The organism is Actinomadura sp. NTSP31 (genome assembly GCF_041951385.1).
Lineage (GTDB): Bacteria > Actinomycetota > Actinomycetes > Streptosporangiales > Streptosporangiaceae > Spirillospora > Spirillospora napierensis.
Genome location: NZ_JBGNUT010000033.1, coordinates 1 through 17,085, shown reverse-complemented (window position 1 = coordinate 17,085; position 17,085 = coordinate 1). Strand labels below are relative to the sequence as shown.

The following is a 17,085-nucleotide window of genomic DNA, read 5'->3' as shown; positions in this document are numbered from 1 at the left end:
CGTCCCGTGCCGTGAACGCCGCCGCAGCCCGCGAGGGCGCGGCGGCGTCCGGCGTTCCGGGAGGCCGCCGGCATGGCCTACGGTCGGGATCATGGAGATTCGTGCCCTCGAACCCGGCGAGATGGACAGCACCCGCGACATCCGCGCCCGCGCCTTCGGGGCGCTGCCGGACGCCGAGTGGGAGGCGACGCTGCGCAACACCGCGCCGGTGGCGGCGGCGGGGCGGCAGTTCGCGGGCTTCGACGGCGACCGCGTCGTGGCGACGGGCCGCATCCACGACATGACCCAGTGGTGGCACGGGCGGGCGGTCTCGATGGGCGGCATCGGCGGCGTCACGGTCGCGCCGGAGGAGCGCGGGCGCGGGCTCGGACGCCGCCTGATGACCGACATCCTGGAGCGCTGCGCGGGGTTCGGGCACGCGCTGTCGATGCTGTACCCGGCGACGACGCGGATCTACCGCTCGCTCGGCTGGGAGCACGCCGGCGCCCAGCACAAGATCGAGATCCCGGCCGAGGCGCTGCGCGGCATCGCCGCCGAGCGGATGCCGGTCCGCCGCGCCGGGCCCGGTGACGCGGCGGAGGTCGCGGCCGTGATCGGACGCGCCCACGCGGCCGCCGGCGACTGCGGCCCGATCGGGTGGCACGCGAGCATGTGGCCGGCCTTCCTCGACGACCGCGACGTGTACTGCTACCTGGCCGAGGACGGGTTCCTCGCCTACCGCTGGGCCAAGGGCAACACCGCGCTGGAGGTCGTCCGGGCCGTGGCGTCCTCGGAGCGGACGCTGCGCGCGCTGTGGGCCATCGTGGGCTCCGGCTCCTCAACCGCCCCGACCGTCCGTGCCTGCGTGTCGCCCATGGACCCGGTCCTGTGGCTGCCGGGCGAGCGCGAGAAGGAGACCGTCCAGCGCAGCCAGTGGATGCTGCGGGTGGTGGACGCGCCCGCCGCGATCGCGGCGCGCGGCTACCCGGAGGGCGTGACCGCCGCGGTTCCGCTGAAGATCGACGACCCGCAGCGGCCCGCGAACTCCGGCCACTGGCGCCTGGAGATCAAGGACGGCGAGGGCCGGCTGGAGCGTTCCGGAGAGGACGCCGCCGCAGTGCGCCTGGGCGCGCGGGGCCTGTCCGCGCTCTACGCGGGCATTCCGGTCGCGACCCTGCGCCGTGCCGGGCTGCTGCAGGGCGGGGACGCCGGAGCGCTCTCCGCCCCGTTCGCGGCCGTCCCTTTCTCCCTCGACTACTTCTGATGGGACACGCCCGCCGCGGGCGGACGATGTCATCCTGAGTTGGTAGCGTGTTCGGCCGAACACATGATCGAAGGAGCGGCCGTGCGGGTGATGGGGGTGGACCCCGGGCTCACCCGGTGCGGGGTGGGCGTCGTCGAGGGCGCGCCCGGCAAGCGGCTGCACCTGGTCCACGTGTCGGTGGTCCGGACCGACCCCGGCGAGGACCACGCGCTGCGGCTGCTGGGCGTCGAGCGGGGGATCGAGGCGCTGATGGACGAGCTGCGCCCCGACGCCGTCGCCGTCGAGCGGGTGTTCTCCCAGCACAACGTCCGCACGGTGATGGGCACCGCGCAGGCCGCCGGCATCGCGATGCTGGCCGCCGCCCGGCGCGGCCTGCCGGTCGCGCTGCACACCCCGAGCGAGGCCAAGGCCGCCGTCACCGGCAACGGCCGCGCCGACAAGGCGCAGGTCACGACGATGGTGACCCGGCTGCTGAGCCTGGAGACGGCGCCCAGGCCGGCGGACGCGGCGGACGCGCTCGCGCTCGCCATCTGCCACGTGTGGCGCGGGGGAGCGCAGCAGCGGCTCGCGCGGGCGCAGGTCGCGCGGATCGAGCAGGCGGCGCGGGCCGAGCGCGAGCGGCTCGCCGCCCGCGGCGGCACCGCCCCGGGGGACGGCCCGCCGAGCCCCGGGGGCGTCCGCAGGAAGGACCCGAGCAGAGGAGGAAGCATCAAGTGATCGCCTTCGTCAGCGGCCAGGTGGCCGCCGCCGGGCCGGACGGCGCGGTGATCGACGTGCACGGCGTCGGCCTCGCGGTGCAGTGCACGCCCGCCACGCTCGCCGGGCTGCGGGTCGGCGACCAGGCGAAGGTGCCCACCTCGCTGATCGTCCGGGAGGACTCGCTGACCCTGTTCGGCTTCGCCGACGACGACGAGCGGGCGGTCTTCGAGCTGCTGCAGACCGCCAGCGGGGTCGGTCCCCGCCTGGCCCTGGCGATGCTCGCCGTGCACACCCCGAACGCGCTGCGCCGCGCGGTCGCCACCGAGGACCTGGCCGCGCTGACCAAGGTGCCGGGCATCGGCAGGAAGGGCGCCCAGCGCATCGTCCTGGAGCTGAAGGACCGGCTCGGCGGCCCGACCGGCGACGCCGCCGGCGACGTCCGCGCGCCCGCCGCCGCGCAGGCGTGGCGCCCGCAGGTCCAGATGGGGCTGGTCAACCTCGGCTGGTCCGCCAAGGACGCCGACGCCGCGGTCGACGCCGTCGCCGCCGACCTGGACGGCGCCGAGGCGCCCCCGGTCGCGACCCTGCTGAGGTCCGCGCTCAAGAAGCTCGCCAAGTGATGGACGAGGCGGACCGGCTCGTCTCGGCGGACGCGGAGGGCGCCGAGGAGCAGGTGATCGAGGCCGCGCTGCGGCCGAAGAAGCTGGCCGACTTCGTCGGGCAGGAGCGCGTCCGCGAGCAGTTGTCGCTGGTGCTGCGCGGGGCGCTGCGGCGCGGCCGGGTGCCCGATCACGTGCTGCTGTCGGGCGGTCCCGGCCTGGGCAAGACGACCCTCGCGATGATCATCGCGGCGGAGCTGGGGCAGCCGCTGCGGATCTCCTCGGGCCCGGCGATCGAGCGGGCCGGCGACCTGGCGGCGGTGCTGTCCACGCTCGCCGAGGGCGAGGTGCTGTTCCTCGACGAGATCCACCGGCTGGCGCGCCCGGCCGAGGAGATGCTCTACATGGCGATGGAGGACTTCCGGGTCGACGTCGTCGTGGGCAAGGGGCCGGGCGCGACCGCGATCCCGCTGGACATCGCGCCGTTCACGCTGGTCGGCGCGACGACCCGGGCGGGGATGCTGCCGGGGCCGCTGCGCGACCGGTTCGGGTTCGTCGCGCACATGGACTTCTACGCGCCCGCCGAGCTGGAGGTGATCGTCCGGCGGTCGGCGCGGCTGCTGGACGTGGAGATCACCGACGACGGCGCCGCGGAGGTCGCCGGGCGGTCCCGGGGGACGCCCCGGATCGCCAACCGGCTGCTGCGCCGCGTCCGCGACTACGCCGAGGTCCGCGCCGACGGCGTGATCACGCGGGAGCTGGCGCGGGCGGCGCTCAAACTCTACGAGGTGGACGAGCGCGGTCTCGACCGGCTCGACCGGGCCGTCCTGGAGTCGCTGATGCGCAAGTTCGCGGGCGGGCCGGTGGGGCTGTCGACGCTGGCGGTGTCGGTGGGGGAGGAGCCGGAGACGGTCGAGGTCGTCGCCGAGCCGTTCCTCGTCCGGCAGGGACTGCTGGCCCGGACGCCCCGCGGGCGCATCGCGACGCCCGCCGCGTGGGCGCATCTCGGCATCGCCCAGCCCGCCTCCTCCCCGATGGCCGGTACGCTGTTCGAGGTGGACGACGACGCCGATCGGCCCGAATAGTGATCATGTTGTAACGGGATGGGAACTTCCCGGCACCGCGGATCGTCACGTCGTTGCCGGGGTCTCGCGTACTCTCTAGACTCCGGGACTTGGTTCCACCGTCTCCAGCCCGCGTTCCCCATGGGGTGGCCGATCCGGTCACAGGCTGGGCAAACCACATCGGAAGGATGCCCCAGTAATGGGCAGCGACATGATTTTGGCGGCGTCGTCCGGCGGCGGGGGTTTCAACCTGCTGCTGCTCCTCGCCGTCCCCGTGGTGTTCTACTTCCTGCTCATCCGCCCGCAGAGCAAGCGGCGCAAGGAGCAGATGAACATGCAGAGCGCCATGGAGCCGGGTGCCCGGGTGCTGACGACCAGCGGCATCCGCGCCACCGTGGTCTCCGTCGACGACGACGGTCTCCTGCTGGAGATCGCGCCGGGCGTCGAGGTCCACTTCGTCAAGCAGGCCGTCATGCAGGTCCTCAAGGGCGACGAGCCCGAGGAGCTGGACGACGAGGCCGACGAGGACGAGCTCGAGGACGGCGAGGACGGCGAGCGCGTCGACCTGGTCAAGGACGAGCCGTCCGAGGTGGACCTGTCCAAGGACACCGCCGACCTCGACGAGCTCGACGAGGACGAGGCCGAAGAGTCCAAGCCCAAGGCGAAGGCCAAGGCCGGGGAGAAGCCCTCGGCCTGACACGCCTCCGGCAACGACTCGAGACGGGAAAGAAAACGACCAGTGGCCTCGCCTAGCAACGTTCCCAAGCCCGGGCGCACGCTCTTCGCGCTCTTCGCGGTCATCGCGATCCTGGCAGGCGTCGCGCTCCTGCAGGGACAGACCAAGCCCAAGCTCGGCCTGGACCTGGCGGGCGGGACGACCGTCACGCTCACCGCCAAGACCGAGAAGGGGAAGAACCCGCCGGCGGACCTGATGGACCAGGCCGTCAAGATCATGACGCAGCGGGTCAACGGTCTGGGCGTGTCCGACGCCGAGGTCGCCAAGCAGGGCAGCAACAACATCGTGGTGAACGTGCCCGGCGAGGGGCAGGGCCGCGTCGTCGGGCTGATCGGCACGACCGCCAAGCTGCAGTTCCGGCAGGTGTTCGCCTACACCGACGGCAAGCCGACGGCCGGCGGCGCCACCGCCACCCCGTCGGCCAGCCCGACCGGCAAGGCGAGCCCGGGCTCCTCGGCGTCCCCGTCGGCCTCCCCCTCCGCGTCGCCGTCCGCGACGCCGCGCAAGCGGGCGGTCTCGGACGCCCTCGCGGCGCCGACGCCGAACCCGTCCGGGTCGGGCTCGCCGTCGCCCTCGGCGTCCCCGTCGGCGTCGCCGTCCTCGCCGCTGGTGTCGCCGTCGCCGTCCACCGGCGCCCAGACCTACGCCGGTGTCACCGACAAGGCGGTCATCCAGCAGTTCGAGTCGCTCGACTGCTACAACGGCGACCGCCACGCGCCGGGCGCCAACGACCCGAACCGCAAGTTCGTCGCGGCGTGCGCCCAGAAGGTCGAGGACGGCCAGGTCGGCAAGTACATCCTCGGGCCGGTCCGGGTGCTGGGCGAGAACGTCAAGAGCGCGACCGCGATGCCGCCGAACTCCCAGCAGGGCCAGGCGAGCTGGTCGGTGTCGCTGAAGTTCGACGGCAAGGGCGCCAAGCAGTTCGGCGACGTCACCACCGACGCGTCCAAGGCCTACCAGGGCGACCCGTCCGCGCCGCAGGCGCAGGTCGCGATCGTGCTGGACGGCCAGGTCGTGTCCGCGCCGCAGATCAACCAGGGCGCGATCACCGGCGGCAACGCCAGCATCGACGGGCCCGCCGACAGCTTCACCCAGCAGTACGCGACCGACCTGGCGAACGTGCTGAAGTACGGGGCGCTGCCGCTGGAGTTCAAGCAGAGCTCCATCGACGAGGTGTCGTCCACGCTCGGCTCCGACCAGCTGACCGGCGGCCTGATCGCCGGCGCGATCGGCCTCGGCCTGGTCGTCTTCTACTGCCTGCTCTACTACCGGGGCCTCGGCCTCGTCGCGGTGTCCAGCCTGATCGTGGCCTCCGTGATCACCTACGAGGCGGTGGTGATCCTCGGCGAGGGGATGGGCTTCCGGCTCTCGCTGCCGCACATCATCGGCCTGATCGTGTCGATCGGCATCACCGCCGACTCGTTCATCGTCTACTTCGAGCGGCTGCGGGACGAGCTGAGGGCGGGCCGCAAGCTCCGCTCCTCGGTGGAGAACGCCTGGAAGCGGGCGCGGCGCACCATCCTGGTCGCCGACGCCGTGACCTTCCTGGCCGCCCTGGTGCTGTACTTCCTCGCGGTCGGCGGCGTCGCCGGGTTCGCGTTCGCGATGGGCCTGACCACGCTGATCGACATCGTGGTGGTGTTCTTCTTCACCAAGCCGATGGTCGCGCTGCTGTCGCGGACGGCGTTCTTCGGCCGGGGCCATCCGATGTCGGGGCTGGACGCCAAGCGGCTGCGCCGCACCACGCCGGACACCGCCGGCGCCACCGCCCGCAAGACGAGCCAGGAGGCCTGAGACATGGGGCTGCGCGCGGTCATCTCCCGGATCTACCGAGGCGAGATCAGCGCCGACATCGTCGGCAAGCCGAAGATCTGGTACTCGCTGTCCGGGGCGTTGCTGATCCTGTCGATCGCCGGGCTGCTGATCCAGGGCCTCAACTTCGGCGTGGAGTTCAAGGGCGGGTCGGTCTTCACCTTCAAGGCGCAGGGCTCCTCGATCGAGCAGGTGCGCGGCGCCGTCACGGGCGCCGGCACCCACGAGGCGATCGTGCAGAAGGCCGGCGACGACTGGCGGATCACCACCGAGAGCCTGCCCTCGGAGCGGGTCACCGAGGTCAAGGCGAACATCACCAAGGAGCTGAAGGTCCCCGCCAGCAAGGTCAGCACCCAGGTGGTCGGCGCCTCCTGGGGCGGGGAGATCCAGAAGAAGGCGTGGCAGGCGCTGGTCGTCTTCATGATCCTGATCATCGGCTACCTGTCGGTGGCGTTCGAGTGGCGGATGGCGCTCGCCGCGGTCGTCGCCCTGGTGCACGACCTGATCATCACCGCCGGCGTGTACGCCTGGTCCGGGTTCGAGGTCACCCCCGCGACGCTGCTGGGGTTCCTGACGATCCTCGGGTACTCGCTGTACGACGCGGTGGTCGTCTTCGACATGATCAAGGAGGTCACCAAGCCGCTCGGCCCGACCTCCAGGACGACCTACAGCGAGGCGGCGAACCAGGCGCTGAGCAGCACGCTGGTGCGGTCGCTGAACACCTCGCTGGTCGCGATCCTGCCGGTCGGCGCCATCCTGTTCATCGGCACCACGCTGTTCGGCGCGGGCACCCTGAAGGACCTGTCGCTCGCCCTGTTCGTCGGCATGATCATCGGTACCTACTCCTCGCTGTGCGTGGCGACGCCGCTGCTCGTCCAGCTCAAGGAGCGGGAACCGAAGTACAAGCAGATCCGCGCGAACATCGCCCGCCGCGAGCAGAGCGCCAAGCGGCAGGTGAGGAACGCCAAGGTCAAGGCCGCCACCGGGCCGTCCGGCGACGCTCCGGCGGACGACGGACCGGACGACGACGCCGGTGACCCGGCGGAGGCCGCCGACGGCCTGCCGACCGGGGTGACCATCCGGAAGGTCGTGCAGACGGGGCCGCGGCAGCAGCCGCGCCGCGGCACCCGCCAGCAGCGCCGCGGCGGCGGCAAGTAGAGCGGAGACGGGCCGTGCCCGCGCCGGTCACCCACCGTGGTGACGGGCGCGGGCACGGCCCGGTTCTGGGCAGGAACACGTGGGATTCGTCACAGGGAGTGAAACGGTGGACCTCGGCAAGCTGATCCAGGAGCGGATCCGCGATGTGGACGACTATCCGAAGCCGGGCGTGGTGTTCAAGGACATCACGCCGCTGCTGGCCGACCACGTGGCGTTCGCCGGGGTCGTGGACACGATCGTCAACCACTACGGTCGCGGCACCGTCGACAAGATCGTCGGGATCGAGGCGCGCGGGTTCATCCTCGCCGCCCCGGTCGCCTACCACTTCGGCGCGGGGTTCGTCCCGGTGCGCAAAAAGGGGAAGCTGCCCTCGCGCACGCACGAGGAGACCTATGATCTCGAGTACGGGACCGAGACGATCGAGATCCACGTCGACGCCTTCGAGCCCGGCGACCGGGTGCTGATCGTCGACGATGTGCTGGCTACCGGCGGGACGGCCCGGGCCGCCGCCGAGCTGGTCCGCCGGGGCGGCGGCGAGGTCGTCGGCCTGTCGGTGCTGCTGGAGCTGTCGTTCCTGCACGGGCGCGACAAGCTGGGGAATCTGGACGTCCAGTCATTGGTTACGGTCTAGGACGAAATGACCGGCGGATACACTGGCGCCAACAGGGTCCGCCGGGGACGGGCGCGTTCCCGCGGAGACGACGCCCGCGAGGGCTGAGGAGGCTGGGTGCGCGGTGAGGTGGCATCGACCGGAGCGGTGACCGACGCCGCAGCGGACGCCGCGGACGACGCCCGCCGGGAGCGGGACGCCGCCGTGGAGCCCGCCGGGGGCACCGGTGCGTCCACCGCCGCGGGGCGGCGCACCGCCGACCGGCCCGCCGGCCGTCCGCCCGCCACCGGCCAGGAACCGCCCGCCACCGAACCGTCCGCCGCGGGCTCACCTGCCGCCCAGCCCTCGGAACCGGAACCGCCCGCCGAGAAGCCGCCGGCGGCGAAGCCGTCCGCCGAGAAGCCGTCCGAGAAGCCGCCCGCCGAGAAGCCGGCGAGGACCAGGCCGCCCGCGGGTGAACCGTCCGCCGCGGAACCGTCCGCCGGCACATCATCCGTTTCGCCAGGGGAGAAGCCGCGGAGCGCGGCGCCCTCCGCCGATGGAGCCTCCGATGCGCCGGCCGCCGCGGCCCGCCCCGTCGGAGGGCCCGCGACACCGCAGCCGCCCGCCGGACCGGGAGCGACCCCCTCCGATGCCCAGACCAGGCCGACGCAGGCCGCGATTCCGCCGTCCGCCGCCCGGGTGCGCCGCAGGCTCGCCAGACTGGGCGCCCAGCGGGGTCCCACTATGAACCCGGTGCTCGAGCCGCTCATCAAGACGGTCCGCAACACCCACCCCAAGGCCGACCTGCGGCTGATCGAGCGCGCCTACGACGTCGCGGCGCATTACCACCGCGACCAGAAGCGCAAGAGCGGCGACCCGTACATCACGCACCCGCTCGCCGTCGCGACCATCCTCGCCGAACTCGGCATGAACACCGAGACGCTGTGCGCGGCGCTGCTGCACGACACGGTCGAGGACACCGAGTACGCCCTCGAGGAGCTGCGCGCCGACTTCGGCGACGAGATCGCCGCGCTCGTCGACGGCGTCACCAAGCTCGACAAGGTCAAGTACGGCGAGGCCGCCGAGGCCGAGACCGTCCGCAAGATGGTCGTGGCGATGTCCCGCGACATCCGCGTCCTGGTGATCAAGCTGGGCGACCGGCTGCACAACATGCGGACGCTGCGCTACATGCCGCGGCACAAGCAGGAGAAGAAGGCCCGCGAGACCCTCGAGGTGTTCGCGCCCCTCGCGCACCGCCTCGGAATGAACACGCTGAAGTGGGAGCTGGAGGACCTCGCGTTCGCCACGATGTACCCCAAGCGGTTCGACGAGATCGCCCGGCTGGTGTCCGAGCGCGCCCCGCGCCGGGACGTCTACCTGCAGGAAGTGATCGAGAACGTCTCCACCGACCTGCGCGAGGCCCGGATCAAGGCCACCGTGACGGGCCGGCCGAAGCACTACTACTCGATCTACCAGAAGATGATCGCCCGCGACGTCAGCTTCGACGACATCTACGACCTGGTCGGCATCCGGGTCCTCGTCGACAGCGTCCGGGACTGCTACGCCGCCCTCGGCTCGATCCACGCGCGATGGAACCCGGTCCCCGGCCGGTTCAAGGACTACATCGCGATGCCGAAGTTCAACATGTACCAGTCGCTGCACACGACGGTGATCGGCCCCGAGGGCAAGCCCGTCGAGCTGCAGATCCGCACCTGGGGCATGCACCGGCGCGCGGAGTACGGCGTCGCCGCGCACTGGAAGTACAAGGAGGAGACGGTCGGCGGCCGCAAGGCCGGCGACATGCAGTGGCTCCGCCAGCTCCTCGACTGGCAGAAGGAGACCGCCGACCCGGCCGAGTTCCTGGAGTCGCTGCGCTTCGACCTGTCGGTCTCCGAGGTGTTCGTCTTCACCCCGAAGGGCGACGTCATCGCGCTGCCGCAGGGCGCCACGCCCGTCGACTTCGCGTACGCGATCCACACCGAGGTCGGGCACCGATGTATCGGCGCCCGCGTGAACGGCCGCCTCGTCCCCCTCGAATCGACCCTCGACAACGGCGACACCGTCGAGGTGTTCACCTCCAAGTCGCAGGACGCCGGCCCGAGCCGCGACTGGCTCGGCTTCGTCAAGAGCGCCCGCGCCCGCAACAAGATCAAGCACTGGTTCTCCAAGGAGCGCCGCGACACCGCGATCGAGTCCGGCAAGGACTCGATCGCCCGCGCGATGCGCAAGCAGAACATGCCGCTGCAGCGGATGATGTCGGGGGAGGCGCTGCTCGCCCTCGCCCGCGACATGCGCTACACCGACGTGTCCTCGCTGTACGCGGCGGTCGGCGAGGGCCACGTGTCCGCGCAGACCGTCGTCCAGCGCCTCGTCGACGCCCTCGGCGGCGTGGAGAGCGCCGAAGAGGACCTCGCCGAGATCGCCCTGCCGACCCGCCGCAAGCGGACCCGCCCGGCGGGCGACCCGGGCGTCGTCGTCGCCGACGACCCGGACGTGTGGGTCCGGCTGTCGCGCTGCTGCACCCCGGTCCCCGGCGACGACATCGTCGGCTTCGTCACCCGCGGCCACGGCGTCTCCGTCCACCGGGCCGACTGCGCCAACGTCGCCGCCCTGAAGGCGCAGCCCGACCGGCTGATCGACGTCAAGTGGTCGCCCGGCGAGGACTCGGTGTTCCTCGTCGCGATCCAGGTCGAGGCCCTCGACCGTCCCCGCCTGCTGTCGGACGTGACGCGCGTGCTGTCCGACCAGCACGTCAACATCCTGTCCGCGTCCGTCACCACGACCCGCGACCGCGTCGCCGTCTCCCGCTTCACCTTCGAGATGGGCGACCCCAAGCACCTCGGCCACGTTCTCAAGGCCGTCCGCACCATCGACGGCGTCTACGACGTCTACCGCGTGACGAGCGGCGCCACCCGCTGACAACGCCGAAGGGCGGTCACCGCGGTTTCGCGGTGGCCGCCCTTCGGCGTGGCCGCCCGGTCAGCTCTCGGCGGGGGCGTCTTCGGGGATGACGTCGACGCCGGCCTCCTTGCGCTGCGCCGGGGTGATCGTGGTGGGCGCGGCGGTCAGCGGGTCGAGGCCGGACGCGGCCTTCGGGAAGGCGATCACGTCGCGGATGGTGTCCCCGCCGGCCAGCAGCATGACGGTGCGGTCCCAGCCGAACGCGATGCCGCCGTGCGGGGGCGGGCCGAACTTGAACGCCTCCAGCAGGAAGCCGAACTGCGACTCGGCCTCCTCCTTGGACAGCCCGAGCACGTCGAACACCCGCTGCTGCATCTCGGCGCGGTGGATGCGGATGGAGCCGCCGCCGATCTCGTTGCCGTTGAGGACGAGGTCGTAGGCGTCGGCGAGCGCGGAGCCCGGGTCCTCGTGGAAGGTGTCGGCGAACTGCGGCTTCGGCGCGGTGAACGGGTGGTGCACCGACGTCCAGCCGATCTGCTCGCCCTTGTCGTTCTCCACCGGCTCGAAGATCGGCGCGTCGACGACCCACACGAAGTTCCACGCCGACGCGTCGATCAGGCCGCCGCGGCGGCCGATCTCCAGGCGGGCGGCGCCGAGCAGCTCCTGGGTGGCGTGCCGCTTCCCGGCCCCGAAGAAGACCGCGTCACCGGGGGACGCGCCGGTCTTCGCGGCGAGCCCCTCCTTCTCGGTGTCGGACAGGTTCTTGGCGACCGGGCCGCCGAGCGTGCCGTCCTCCTGGAGAAGGACGTAGGCGAGGCCGCGGGCGCCGCGGGCCTTCGCCCAGTCCTGCCAGCCGTCCAGCTCCTTGCGGGTCTGGGACGCGCCGCCCGGCATGACGACCGCGCCGACGTACGGGGCCTGGAACACCCGGAACGACGTGCCGGCGAAGTACTCCGTCATGTCGGTCAGCTCGTTGCCGAACCGCAGGTCGGGCTTGTCGGAGCCGTACCGGGCCAGCGCGTCGGCATAGGTGATGTGGGGGATCGGCCGGGGGATCTCGTACCCGGCGATCTCCTTCCACAGCCGCGCGACGAGGTCCTCGCCGACCTGCAGGACGTCGTCCTGGTCGGCGAACGACATCTCGATGTCGATCTGGGTGAACTCCGGCTGCCGGTCGGCGCGGAAGTCCTCGTCCCGGTAGCAGCGGGCGATCTGGTAGTAGCGCTCCAGGCCGCCGACCATGAGCAGCTGCTTGAACAGCTGCGGCGACTGCGGCAGCGCGTACCAGTGGCCGGGCTTGAGCCGGACGGGCACGAGGAAGTCGCGGGCGCCCTCGGGGGTGGAGCGGGTCAGCGTCGGGGTCTCGACGTTGACGAAGCCGTGCTCGCGCATGACCTCGTGGGTGAGGAAGGACGCCTCCGACCGGATCCGCATCGCCCGCGCGACGGCGTCGCGGCGGATGTCGAGGTACCGGTACTTGAGCCGGATCTCCTCGTTGACGTTGACGTCGCCCTCGATCGGGAACGGCAGCGGGGCCGACTCCGACAGCACCTGGATGTCGGTGGCGGCGACCTCGATGCCGCCGGTCGGCAGCTCGGGGTTCTCGTTGCCGGCGGGCCGGACGCGGACCTCGCCGACGACCTTCACGCAGAACTCCGAGCGCAGGTCGTGCGCCGCCTCGTCCTCGCGGAAGACGACCTGCGCGGTGCCGGACGCGTCGCGCAGGTCGATGAACGTGACGCCGCCGTGGTCGCGGCGGCGGCCGACCCAGCCGGCCAGCGTGACCTGCTGCCCGGCGTGCTCCTTGCGGAGCGTCCCCGCCTCGTGCGTGCGGATCATTTCTGGAGCCTTTCCTTCAACGTCGTGGTGATGCCGGTGAGCGGGACGGCGGTCTGCTCGCCCTCGGCCAGATCCTTGACCTGGGCGACGCCGCCGGCGATATCCCGCTCACCGAGGATCACGGCGTACCGGGCGCCCGACCGGTCGGCGTCCTTCATGGCGCCCTTCAGCTTCTTCCCGCCGAACGACATGTCGGCGGCGATCCCCGCCCGGCGCAGCTCGGCGACCAGGGCGAACAGCCGGCGTTCGGCGGTCTCGCCGAGCGCGACCCCGAACACGTCGCAGCGGGACTCGGGCGCGAACGCCGCGCCCCCGCCCTCGGCCGACTCGGCCTCCAGCGCCAGGATCGTGCGGTCCAGGCCGAGGCCGAACCCGATGCCGGGCAGCGGCGGGCCGCCGATGTCCTCCGACAGGCCGTCGTAGCGTCCGCCGCCGCCGATGCCGGACTGCGCGCCGAGCAGCGGGTGGTCGAACTCGTAGGTGGTGCGGGTGTAGTAGTCCAGCCCGCGGACGAGGGTCGGGGTGTCCTCCCAGCCGATGCCGAGGTCGGACAGCAGCTCCCGGACCCGGTCGTGGTAGGCCTTGCAGTCCGGGCACAGGTGGTCGGCCATCAGCGGCGCGTCCGCGAGCTGCGCCTTCACCTGCGGGCGCTTGTCGTCCAGGACGCGCAGCGGGTTGATCTCGACGCGCGCGCGGGTCTCCTCGTCCAGGTCGAGCCTGCGCAGGAAGTCCTGCAGCAGCGCCCGGTAGGCGGGCCGGCACTCCTTGCAGCCGAGCGAGTTCAGCAGCAGCCGCACCCGCGTCAGGCCGAGCGAGCGGTACCAGTTCGCGGCGATCGCGATCGTCTCGGCGTCGATCTGCGGGTCCTCGCTGCCGATCGCCTCCAGGTCGAGCTGGTAGAACTGCCGGTACCGGCCCTGCTGCGGGCGCTCGGCGCGGAACGCGGGCCCGGACGTCCACACCTTCACCGGCAGCGCGCCCTTGTGCAGGTTGTGCTCCAGGACGGACCGCAGCACCGTCGCGGTGAACTCCGGCCGCAGCGTCAGCGACCGGCCGCCGCGGTCCTCGAAGGTGTACATCTCCTTCGACACCACGTCGGTGGACTCTCCGACGCCCCGCCGGAACAGGTTCGTGTCCTCGAAGACGGCCAGCTCCAGGTAGCCGTAGCCGGCCAGCCGCGCCTGCTCGGCGAACGCCTCGCGGATGGCGTAGAAGAGGTCCGCGCGCGGCGGAACGTACTCACTGACCCCCTTGGGGGCCCGGAAACTCGAACTCATGATCTTTTAGGCTCAGAATCCCTTGGTCGGCCCGTCGGCCGGAGTCAACTCGGCCAGGAACGGGTTGGTGACGCGTTCGCGGCCGATTGTGGTCTGCGTGCCGTGCCCGGGCAGGACCGCCGTCTCGTCCGGCATGGACAGGCACACCCGGGACAGGCTCGCGAGGATGTCCTCGTAGGACCCGCCGGGCAGGTCGGTGCGGCCGATGGAGCCGGCGAACAGCAGGTCGCCGGTGAACATCACGTCCGGCAGCTCCTGGTTCTTCGGCGTCCGGAACGTCACCGACCCGGGCGTATGGCCGGGCGCGTGGTCGACGGTGAAGCTCAGCCCCGCGAGCTCCAGCACCGCGCCGTCCGCCAGCTCCTGCACGTCGTCCGGCTCGGTCAGCTCCAGGCCCCCGAACATCTGCTGCCCGGGGCCGAGGGAGAGCCCCTTGGCCGGATCGGTGAGCAGGTCGCGGTCGTCCGGATGGATGTAGGCCGGGACGTCCTTGGCGCCGCACACCGGCGCCACCGACCACACGTGGTCGATATGGCCGTGCGTCAGCAGCACCGCGACCGGCTTGAGCCGGTGCTCGCGCAGGATCTCCTCGATCCCGGCCTCGGCGTCCTGGCCCGGATCGACGATGACGCACTCCTCGCCCGCGGCGGGCGCCACGACGTAGCAGTTCGCGGCGAACGATCCAGCGGGGAACCCGGCGACGAGCACGGTCGTCCTTCCTTGAAACCATCTCGGGTGGGCTTGTCCCGAGCGTACCGGCGCGGCCACGGCCATCGCGAACGAGATGCGGCGATCGCCGTGTCGCGGCGCGCCCCGCGGGAGGGCCCGCGGGGCGAGCGGCGGGCCGGGCGCGGGCCGGCGCGGGTTCCTCCACGTTCGTTCAGGTGGAGGCCCGTCCGGCGCGCGGGTGCCGCTACTATGCGCTGCACGTTCACCTGATCACGGCGAAAGGGCAGGCACGTGGCGGCGAAGGACCGCAAGAAGCAGCTCGCTCGGCAGCGCTACGAGCGGCAGCAGCAGGCGCTGGCGCAAGCGGCCGCCAAGGCCCGCCGCGTCAAGATCATCAGCTCCGCGGTGGCGGTGGCGGTCGTCGTGGTGGGAGGCGCGGCCGTCGTCGTGTTCACCGGCAAGGACGACAAGTCGAAGGCCGACGGCCTGCACTGCGCCTACAACGGCGCGGGCCGGCCCGCCGGCAAGATCAAGGACCTCGGCACTCCGCCGAAGAAGCCCGCCTACAAGGGCACCGTCCAGGCCACGGTGAAGACGAACCAGGGCGACATCGTCATGGACCTGGACGCCAAGGCCGCGCCGTGCACGGTCGGGTCGTTCGTCTACCTCGCCCAGAAGAACTTCTACGACGACAGCCCCTGCCACCGGCTGACCAGTGGCGGCCTGAACGTCCTGCAGTGCGGCGACCCGAGCGGTACCGGCAGCGGCGGCCCCGGCTACCAGTACGCCGACGAGAACACGGCGAACGCCAAGTACACGGCCGGGACCCTCGCCATGGCGAACTCCGGCGCCGACACCAACGGCAGCCAGTTCTTCCTGGTCTACAAGGATTCGCAGCTGGACCCGGCCTACTCGGTCTTCGGCAAGATCACCAAGGGGCTGGACGTCCTGCAGAAGATCGCCAAGGCGGGCTCCGACCCGGCGACCGACGGCAAGCCCAAGAAGAAGGTCACGATCCAGGACGTCGCGATCGCCCCGGTTTAGGCGATCGGGATACTAAGGTGTGGAGGGTCCGGTGGCCATGAGCCCGATCGGACCTGCGATTCAGGAGGCAAGGGTGTCCAGCGCGACCGATCCCTGGGGCCGGGTGGACGAGGACGGCACCGTGTACGTCAGGACGTCCGACGGCGAACGCGTCGTGGGGTCCTGGCAGGCCGGTGCGCCCGAGGAGGCCCTGGCCTACTTCAAGCGCAAGTACGACGCGCTCGCCACCGAGATCGGCCTCCTCGAACAGCGCGTCCGCACCACCGACCTGCAGCCCGCCCAGGCCCAGCACAGCATCGCCCGGCTCCGCGAGGCCGTCGGCGAGGCGCACGCCGTCGGCGACCTCGACGCCCTCGCGCGGCGCCTCGACGGCCTGACCGAGCAGGTCGGCCGCCGCCGCGAGGAGGTCAAGGCCCAGCGCGAGCAGCACCGGCACGAGGCCCGCGAGATCAAGGAGCGGATCGTCGCCGAGGCCGAGCGGATCGCGGTCGAGGAGACGCACTGGAAGAACGGCGGCGAGCGGCTGCGCCAGCTCGTCGAGGAGTGGAAGGCCGCCGACCGCATCGACCGGCCCACCGAGACCGCCCTCTGGAAGCGGCTGTCGTCGGCCCGCAACGCCTTCACCAAGCGCCGCAAGGTCTACTTCGCGACCCTGGACGACCAGCGCGAGGAGGCCCGCCGCGAGAAGGAGCGCCTCGTCGCCGAGGCCGAGGCGATGCGGGAGTCGACCGACTGGGGCGAGACCGCCGCCGCCTACCGCGACCTCATGCGCCGCTGGAAGCTCGCCGGCCGCGCCGCCCGGGACGCCGAGGAGGATCTCTGGGCCCGCTTCAAGGGCGCCCAGGACACCTTCTTCCAGGCCCGCAGCGCCGTGTTCGCCGAGCGCGACGCCGAGTTCCGCGGCAACGCCGAGGAGAAGGAGAAGATCCTCGTCGAGGCCGAGCGGCTGCTGCCCGTCCGGGACGTCCGGCAGGCCCGGCAGGCGCTGCGTGCGATCCAGGAGCGCTGGGAGGCCGCCGGCATGGTGCCCCGCGACCAGCGCGACCGCCTCGAGGGCCGGCTCCGCAAGGTCGAGGAGGGCGTCCGCACCGCCGAGGAGTCGGAGTGGCGCCGCACCAACCCCGAGGCCCGCGCCCGCGCCGAGGCCACTGTCAACCAGCTGCGCAGCTCCATCGAGCAGCTGGAGAAGCGGCTGGACAAGGCCCGCACCGCCGGCCGCGACAAGGACGTCAAGGACGCCGAGGAGGCCCTCGGCGCCCGCCGCGCCTGGCTCGAAGAGGCCGAGAGGACCCTCGCCGAGTTCTCGTGATCTCCCAGGGGGGCGACCCCCTGGAACCCCCGTTGCGACGAACAGGGCGTTTCGCGCTCCGCTGGAGCTCCGCGCGAAACGCCCTGTTCGTCGTCGGGCAGGCCCGCTCCGCTCGCTGCACTCGCTCCGCGTGCCTGCCCGTG

14 protein-coding genes are annotated in these 17,085 nt (G+C 72.1%); 11 read left to right on the top strand and 3 right to left on the bottom strand.

Going from position 1 to position 17,085, the window contains the following annotated elements:
* Window positions 1-91: 91 nt before the first annotated feature.
* The 9 genes from eis to ACA514_RS39020 all read left to right on the top strand — a co-directional run bounded on the left by eis (window position 92) and on the right by ACA514_RS39020 (window position 10,822).
* Window positions 92-1,243, top strand: coding sequence for an enhanced intracellular survival protein Eis (eis, locus tag ACA514_RS39060; protein ID WP_375046338.1), 1,152 nt, complete (start codon window positions 92-94; stop codon window positions 1,241-1,243).
* A gap of 81 nt (window positions 1,244-1,324) precedes the next feature.
* Window positions 1,325-1,960 (top strand): crossover junction endodeoxyribonuclease RuvC, encoded by a 636-nt coding sequence (gene ruvC, locus ACA514_RS39055; RefSeq protein ID WP_375046337.1) that lies wholly within the window; start codon window positions 1,325-1,327, stop codon window positions 1,958-1,960.
* Window positions 1,957-2,562 carry a Holliday junction branch migration protein RuvA gene (gene ruvA / locus ACA514_RS39050; RefSeq protein ID WP_375046336.1) on the top strand — a complete coding sequence of 202 codons (606 nt, stop codon included), beginning with the start codon at window positions 1,957-1,959 and terminating at the stop codon, window positions 2,560-2,562. Before ruvC ends, ruvA begins: the two co-directional genes overlap by 4 nt.
* Entirely contained in the window at window positions 2,562-3,626 is a 1,065-nt protein-coding gene (ruvB, locus tag ACA514_RS39045; RefSeq protein WP_375046335.1) for a Holliday junction branch migration DNA helicase RuvB, read from the top strand. The genes ruvA and ruvB overlap by 1 nt, the downstream gene beginning before the upstream one ends.
* A gap of 178 nt (window positions 3,627-3,804) precedes the next feature.
* Complete coding sequence (gene yajC / locus ACA514_RS39040; RefSeq protein WP_375046334.1) at window positions 3,805-4,302, top strand: preprotein translocase subunit YajC; 498 nt, start codon at window positions 3,805-3,807, stop codon at window positions 4,300-4,302.
* Window positions 4,303-4,344: 42 nt separating this feature from the next.
* On the top strand, window positions 4,345-6,135 hold the full coding sequence (secD, locus tag ACA514_RS39035; RefSeq protein ID WP_375046333.1) for a protein translocase subunit SecD: 1,791 nt from the start codon (window positions 4,345-4,347) through the stop codon (window positions 6,133-6,135).
* A 3-nt stretch (window positions 6,136-6,138) separates the two neighbouring features.
* Window positions 6,139-7,311, top strand: coding sequence for a protein translocase subunit SecF (secF, locus tag ACA514_RS39030; protein WP_375046332.1), 1,173 nt, complete (start codon window positions 6,139-6,141; stop codon window positions 7,309-7,311).
* A gap of 106 nt (window positions 7,312-7,417) precedes the next feature.
* Complete coding sequence (locus ACA514_RS39025; RefSeq protein WP_375046331.1) at window positions 7,418-7,942, top strand: adenine phosphoribosyltransferase; 525 nt, start codon at window positions 7,418-7,420, stop codon at window positions 7,940-7,942.
* 705 nt (window positions 7,943-8,647) lie between these two features.
* Window positions 8,648-10,822 (top strand): RelA/SpoT family protein, encoded by a 2,175-nt coding sequence (locus ACA514_RS39020; RefSeq protein ID WP_375046437.1) that lies wholly within the window; start codon window positions 8,648-8,650, stop codon window positions 10,820-10,822.
* A 60-nt stretch (window positions 10,823-10,882) separates the two neighbouring features.
* Here ACA514_RS39020 and aspS read toward each other — a convergent pair whose 3' ends face one another.
* The 3 genes from aspS to ACA514_RS39005 are packed head-to-tail and all read right to left on the bottom strand — an operon-like array spanning window position 10,883 to window position 14,628.
* Complete coding sequence (gene aspS, locus ACA514_RS39015; protein WP_375046330.1) at window positions 10,883-12,643, bottom strand: aspartate--tRNA ligase; 1,761 nt, start codon at window positions 12,641-12,643, stop codon at window positions 10,883-10,885.
* A complete protein-coding gene (gene hisS / locus ACA514_RS39010; protein WP_375046329.1) occupies window positions 12,640-13,920 on the bottom strand; it encodes a histidine--tRNA ligase in 1,281 nt (426 codons plus the stop codon). Before hisS ends, aspS begins: the two co-directional genes overlap by 4 nt.
* A 12-nt stretch (window positions 13,921-13,932) precedes the next feature.
* Window positions 13,933-14,628, bottom strand: a complete 696-nt coding sequence (locus tag ACA514_RS39005) for an MBL fold metallo-hydrolase (protein WP_375046328.1) — start codon at window positions 14,626-14,628, stop codon at window positions 13,933-13,935.
* A gap of 252 nt (window positions 14,629-14,880) precedes the next feature.
* On the opposite strand from ACA514_RS39005, the gene ACA514_RS39000 reads away from it, so the two are divergent.
* Together ACA514_RS39000 and ACA514_RS38995 are read left to right on the top strand one after the other, a co-directional pair.
* The gene (locus ACA514_RS39000; RefSeq protein ID WP_375046327.1) at window positions 14,881-15,633 is read left to right on the top strand and encodes a peptidylprolyl isomerase; all 753 of its coding nucleotides are present in this window, start codon (window positions 14,881-14,883) and stop codon (window positions 15,631-15,633) included.
* Window positions 15,634-15,670: 37 nt separating this feature from the next.
* Window positions 15,671-16,942 (top strand): DUF349 domain-containing protein, encoded by a 1,272-nt coding sequence (locus ACA514_RS38995; RefSeq protein WP_375046326.1) that lies wholly within the window; start codon window positions 15,671-15,673, stop codon window positions 16,940-16,942.
* Window positions 16,943-17,085 lie beyond the last annotated feature (143 nt).

What these genes read in the sequence shown, in the direction of transcription:
- eis (WP_375046338.1), top strand. Translation starts at nt 92, where the DNA reads ATGGAGATTCGTGCCCTCGAACCCGGCGAGATGGACAGCACCCGCGAC.
- ruvB (WP_375046335.1), top strand. Translation starts at nt 2,562, where the DNA reads ATGGACGAGGCGGACCGGCTCGTCTCGGCGGACGCGGAGGGCGCCGAG.
- yajC (WP_375046334.1), top strand. Translation starts at nt 3,805, where the DNA reads ATGGGCAGCGACATGATTTTGGCGGCGTCGTCCGGCGGCGGGGGTTTC.
- secF (WP_375046332.1), top strand. Translation starts at nt 6,139, where the DNA reads ATGGGGCTGCGCGCGGTCATCTCCCGGATCTACCGAGGCGAGATCAGC.
- ACA514_RS39020 (WP_375046437.1), top strand. Translation starts at nt 8,648, where the DNA reads ATGAACCCGGTGCTCGAGCCGCTCATCAAGACGGTCCGCAACACCCAC.
- aspS (WP_375046330.1), bottom strand. Translation starts at nt 12,643, where the DNA reads ATGATCCGCACGCACGAGGCGGGGACGCTCCGCAAGGAGCACGCCGGG.
- hisS (WP_375046329.1), bottom strand. Translation starts at nt 13,920, where the DNA reads ATGAGTTCGAGTTTCCGGGCCCCCAAGGGGGTCAGTGAGTACGTTCCG.
- ACA514_RS38995 (WP_375046326.1), top strand. Translation starts at nt 15,671, where the DNA reads ATGAGCCCGATCGGACCTGCGATTCAGGAGGCAAGGGTGTCCAGCGCG.